Below are 4,885 nucleotides of genomic sequence, written 5' to 3' on the forward strand. Positions count from 1 at the left end.
CCGGGGCCGATAGCCTGAACAGTTCCGGCGGTACTTCGCTAACGGGACCGAACGGTATTAACGGCCCGAATGGCTTGGGCAATAGCTTGTCGACGAATCAGAACGGTAGTAATGGCCAGAATGGGCCCAAAAGTCTCTTGTCAATGAACCCAAATTCTAGTAATGGGTCGAACGGTCCGGGTAGTACTTCATCGACGGGTCCAAATGGTCTTAATGGGCTCAATGGACCCAGTAATCCGAGTGGTGCCGGTCCATCAGGCCTGGGCAGCCTCGGACAGGACGCATCTCAAGCGCTGCAACCGCTCCAACAGGCGCTGAGTGAGGCACAAAAGAATCAGTCTGGTGTGCCCGGGAGTGCGCAAGATCTCGATCCCAAGGGTTGGGATGCGCTGTCGAAGCAAGGGATCGATCCGAGCCATGCCGGCGCGGGCGGTGGTTCGGCGATCGGGCCCCAGGGGCGCGAGACGTTGTCACCCGTCGGCGCGCCGGTGGCCGGCCTCAGCAAGGGGGCAGCTGACGCGACCGGTTCGCTCATGTCGAGTCATGTTGCTGATCCAAACACTGCTCAAAGCGCCAACGGCTCCTCTGGTGGTATGCCCGGTAGCGGCGGAGGGGCCGGACAACGCGGGCCAACCGGCAAGGAGCACAAGGCGAACAAGGCTTTGCGCCGCAAGAAGAACGGCGAACTTGTGATTGGTGACGTCGATGCCGTGGTCCCGGTAATCGGCGACGATGGCCCGGACGACGCAGCGCCGGCCCAACAAGCTCCGGTGCCTCCGACGCGCCAAACGCCCCGACAGCCGGCGGTGAGCAGCGGCCAGCATCACAGCGGACCGCATCAGGTAGCGGAGTTTGGCCGATGATCGCATGAGCCGAGTGCTGTTACGTCTGGTCGGAACGCTCCCGCTACGGGATCTGCAGATGATCGGTGAATTTGAAGGTCGCGATTTTTTGCCGTACCCGTTCATGTTCACGCAGCCATCGCGCTTCGCTACTAGAGACGAAGCTATGGCATATGCCAATACCGTCCCGGATAGATTCAAGTATGGAGACTTGAGCAGCTTCCGGGAGTGCATTGCCGCCTACAATGCGGCCGATATTCGGGTGGGGTGCCATGTTCAGTACATACCGGCCGTCACGCCTAGTGTGCGTGCGGTGGCGTACCGGGCAGGAGAACTCGGCTTTTTCGCAGCACAGCGGCCCGATTCCGACTTAATCGATATCCATGTTGTTTCGCCGTACGACTTAGGTGAGGCGATTGCTGATGCCGTCACATTAATGGGGCCTGGCTGCCATCAGAAAATTGTGGTACCGGAATATGCCCCGCGCGCCAAAGCCGAATTTGACACCGGTGACTTCGTCATCCGGCACCGGCAGGATCCGCGGGACGAGTTCACGGTCGCAGCTAGCGAAGTGACGGCGTACGCGACGGTGCAAAGCAATTGGCGCCCCATGCGAACGTGGGGACGTGATAGAAACAAAGAAGCCGCGATATGGGTGCGTATCCACGGCGACGGCGAATATCTCTATGCACGGGATTTGTCCCACGCTAGTCCGATGACCAGGCCTGTGCTACATGAGCGCATTGACCAACTCATCGGGGACGACGTCGCGATCCTGAAGGAGTTCCACCGTGGCTAGGCCGCCGTTTTCCCTCGCGCCGACCTGGGGAGAACGCCTCGCGACAGACCGGCCGAGCTCGGCCTTGCCCGCCGTCTACCGGGGTCACCATCGCATGCCAGTTCCAACCAAACCTAGTGTGCCAGAAAGGGATTAACGTGGATTACGATGCCGCACAAAACGATATCCGCCGTGTGCTGTCGCTCGTGGAGGAGCAGATGCGCGAGTTGTCGGTGATGCAGCAGAAGCAGGCGGCGTTGACTGGAACGGGGACGGCGGCCGATGGGATGGTTGAGGTGCGTGTCGATGCCCGGCGGATCGTGACGGAGACGGTAATTGATGAGGCGTACTTAACTGAGTTCGAGTTCGGTGATCTCGCTGGGCATATTACGACGGCGGCCCAGGCGGCAGTCGAGCAAATCGAACAGCGGGCGGAGGCGTTATTGGCGCCGCTACTTGAACGGCGCCAGGAGATTACGTCGCTATCTACGCAGGCAGCCGATGCGCCCGAATTCCGCGACTTCATGGCGGGGTTGAGTGCTCTTGCCGGACAGCAGCCGCGGCGTGGTGGTGAGGGTGCTGACGGCATGGAAGAACAGGTGCGCTACCCGACTGTGAGGAATAGTCGATGACTGATCCACTGAGCGTCGATCCGGACGGACTGCGCAAGATCGCCCAGGACCTGCAAGACGTCAGCACGACGCTGAAGCAAGTCTATTCGTCGTTGACTGACAAGCTTGCCGCCGAGGGGTCGCCGTGGGGGAACGACCAGATTGGTGACCAGTTCGCCAATGGAGACAGTGGCTATCTGGCCCAAAAGGAGTGGGTGAGTAACTCAATCGACGGCAAAACGCAATTGCTGGATTCCTATGCGGACAGTTTCATGTCGGCGGCAAACGACTTTGAAGGAAACGATCGGTAGTGGTTGGTCCTTGGTTGGCTTGAGTGGCGGTGGTAGTGGCTCTCTCACCGAGTGGTTAGTGCGCTGAGGGCTGGGGGTGTCGTAGTTGACTATTGAGATTCCTCCTTCGTTGCAGTGGGTCGGTTATTTGGCGGGTTCTAAGTGGCCTCAGGGTGATGAAGATGCGATGTGGCGTATTGAGTCTGCGTGGGAGGATGCTGCTGCTCGGATAGTGGTGTTGATCCCGGCGCTGGAGCGGGTGCAGCGTGCGGTGATGGCGGTGATGTCGGGGCAGACCGCTGAGGCGGCTCAGGCGGATTTTGACCGGGAGTTTTCTGGTGATTATTCGATGAGCAATCTGGTGGCGGCGATGTTGGCGTTGGCCGAAGCAGCGCGCACGACGGGCACTCAGATTCAGTCCACCAAGCTCAACGACATTTTCACGCTTGCAGTCGCGGCGGCCGAAATCTCGTATTACATCTCGATCGCATGGGAAACGCTGGGTGCCTCGCTGTTGTGGATTCCGGCCGTCGAGGGTCTGACGATGGTGGCGGTGCGCCAGCTTGCGGCGGCGTTGGTGCGCCGAATTCGTGTTGCGGTGGCCGAAGCGTTGACCAAGACCGCGTTGTGGAATTTGGTCAAAGCGGCCGCGGTGCGAAGTGCGGTGGGTGCCGGTGTGGGCGGGGCGTTGGGGCTTGGTCAGGAGGGGCTCATTGAGGCCGGGCAGATCCTGGCGGGCCATCGCGACAGCTTCGATTTGACCGAAATCGGGCAAAGTTTTGCTAGCGGGTTAGTCGGCGGGATCGGTGGTGCGCTGACTCATGGTGCGGTCGAAAGCGTGTTGGGCCACGCCAATACGATCCTGACCAAGGCGCTGCACGGGGCGCTCACCCATTACACCTCGGGTCTGGTGGGTAATCTGGCCGGCTCGTTGCCCACCGGGGGCGGCATGAGCGTCCAGGAGATCTTTGGCGGCGCCGGCGGTAATGCGCTGCCCGGCATCGCTGGTGAGGCGTTCAGCAAGCACTATGGCGGCAGCGCCGCTCACCTCAACGAGCTCGTTGACCACGTGGGTGACAACGACGCGGTGTCGAACTTGCACGGTTCACCGCCCCCCTACACCGTGGGCGGGTCACCGCCGCCCTATACGGCCGCCGGGTCACCGCCGCCCTACTCGGCTGGCGGGTCAGCGCCTCCGTCGGACAGTGGCGGCACTAACGTCGTGCGCGCGGTCGATCCCGACCCCAGCAGTGCCCAACCCACGACCAGCCACACCACAACCCCGGCCCCAAACCCCTCCGACACGGCCACACCCGGCACTGGTGGGCCGGCACCGAACCCCTCCGACACGGCGGCAGCGAGCGAAACTGGTGAGCCAGCACCTGTGCGAACCAGCACCGCGGGGCACGACACCGAATCGGCTGGCACCCAGAGTGTCACCAACGGCGCCGAGCACGCTTCGGCGGCGCCACCATCGAGCGCCACGCGGACCTCGGCTGCGTCGGCGGCGCCACCAACGAGCGCCACGCGGACCTCGGCTGCGTCGGCGGCGGCCTCGACCACGGCCACGCCCAGCGCTTCGGTGGCGTCGCAGCAGTCGGGATCGGCGCCGCCCAAGGCCACCCCCACCACCGAAACCTCCACGCCGCCACCGGAGGGCGCGCACGCGACAAGCGCGTCAGCGCCGCCCCCCGCTGACCGATCACAGCAACCCGGCTCGACTAACCCCCGACCCGCGCCGGAAAGCCTGTTTTCGCAAGCGGATTCGGCCGACAAGCCCTCCACGCCGAGCCGCGCATCGGGGCACAGCGACGTGGCCAAACCCCAACTACCCCAACAGAATCACGACCAAACTGGCTCAGGCCCGCGCGCCGCATCGTCGCCGGGCTCGACCACACCGGCCGCGGCCGACCACCTAGCACACAGCACACCAGATCCCTCGCCCGCTGCCGCGACCACCTCGCATGGCGATCAACAGTCGGGGCCGATCGTGGTGTCTGAATCGCCGGTGTCGGTGTTCGATGCGTGGAACACGTTGGCACACGACGACAAGTCCCGCGCGGACTGGGTGTTGGACAGCACCATCAAAACGCTCACCGCAGCCGAAGGCACTGATTTCAGTACGTTGTCCAGCGACGAGATCGACGAGGCCGGCGAGGTCGTCAAACGCGCCTACGGGGCGCTCACCGACAACCAGCGCGCAGAGTTTGCCGTCACAACCATGGCACAGGCCGCGCAGATGCTGCATAACCAAGTCCTTTACGGCAGCCCCTATGTCGGCCTGCGCGGCGGCGCCCGACGACTGCCCCACCCTGCGCCGGACCTCATCCAGCATCGCCTGGGCTGCAGGAGGGAGCGGCCCAG

Annotated in this window: 4 protein-coding genes and 1 pseudogene; all 5 read left to right on the plus strand. The window is 63.1% G+C overall.

The annotated features are described in order from the left end of the window. Positions 1-863, plus strand: a pseudogene (locus A5622_RS30285) (hypothetical protein); the annotation flags it as partial. Then, entirely contained in the window at positions 853-1,641 is a 789-nt protein-coding gene (locus A5622_RS20930) for an ESX secretion-associated protein EspG (RefSeq protein ID WP_156748771.1), read from the plus strand. The pseudogene A5622_RS30285 and the gene A5622_RS20930, both read left to right, overlap by 11 nt. Before the next feature lie 137 nt (positions 1,642-1,778). Beyond that, a complete protein-coding gene (locus A5622_RS20935) occupies positions 1,779-2,252 on the plus strand; it encodes a YbaB/EbfC family nucleoid-associated protein (RefSeq protein WP_197508062.1) in 474 nt (157 codons plus the stop codon). Continuing rightward, positions 2,249-2,542, plus strand: coding sequence for a hypothetical protein (locus A5622_RS20940; protein WP_066861465.1), 294 nt, complete (start codon positions 2,249-2,251; stop codon positions 2,540-2,542). The genes A5622_RS20935 and A5622_RS20940 overlap by 4 nt, the downstream gene beginning before the upstream one ends. Before the next feature lie 214 nt (positions 2,543-2,756). After that, the coding region (locus A5622_RS20945; RefSeq protein WP_232003017.1) for a hypothetical protein at positions 2,757-4,885 on the plus strand (2,129 nt) is incomplete at its 3' end.

The sequence above is a fragment of the Mycobacterium sp. 1245801.1 genome (assembly GCF_001673055.1).
GTDB classification, from domain to species: Bacteria; Actinomycetota; Actinomycetes; order Mycobacteriales; family Mycobacteriaceae; genus Mycobacterium; species Mycobacterium europaeum_A.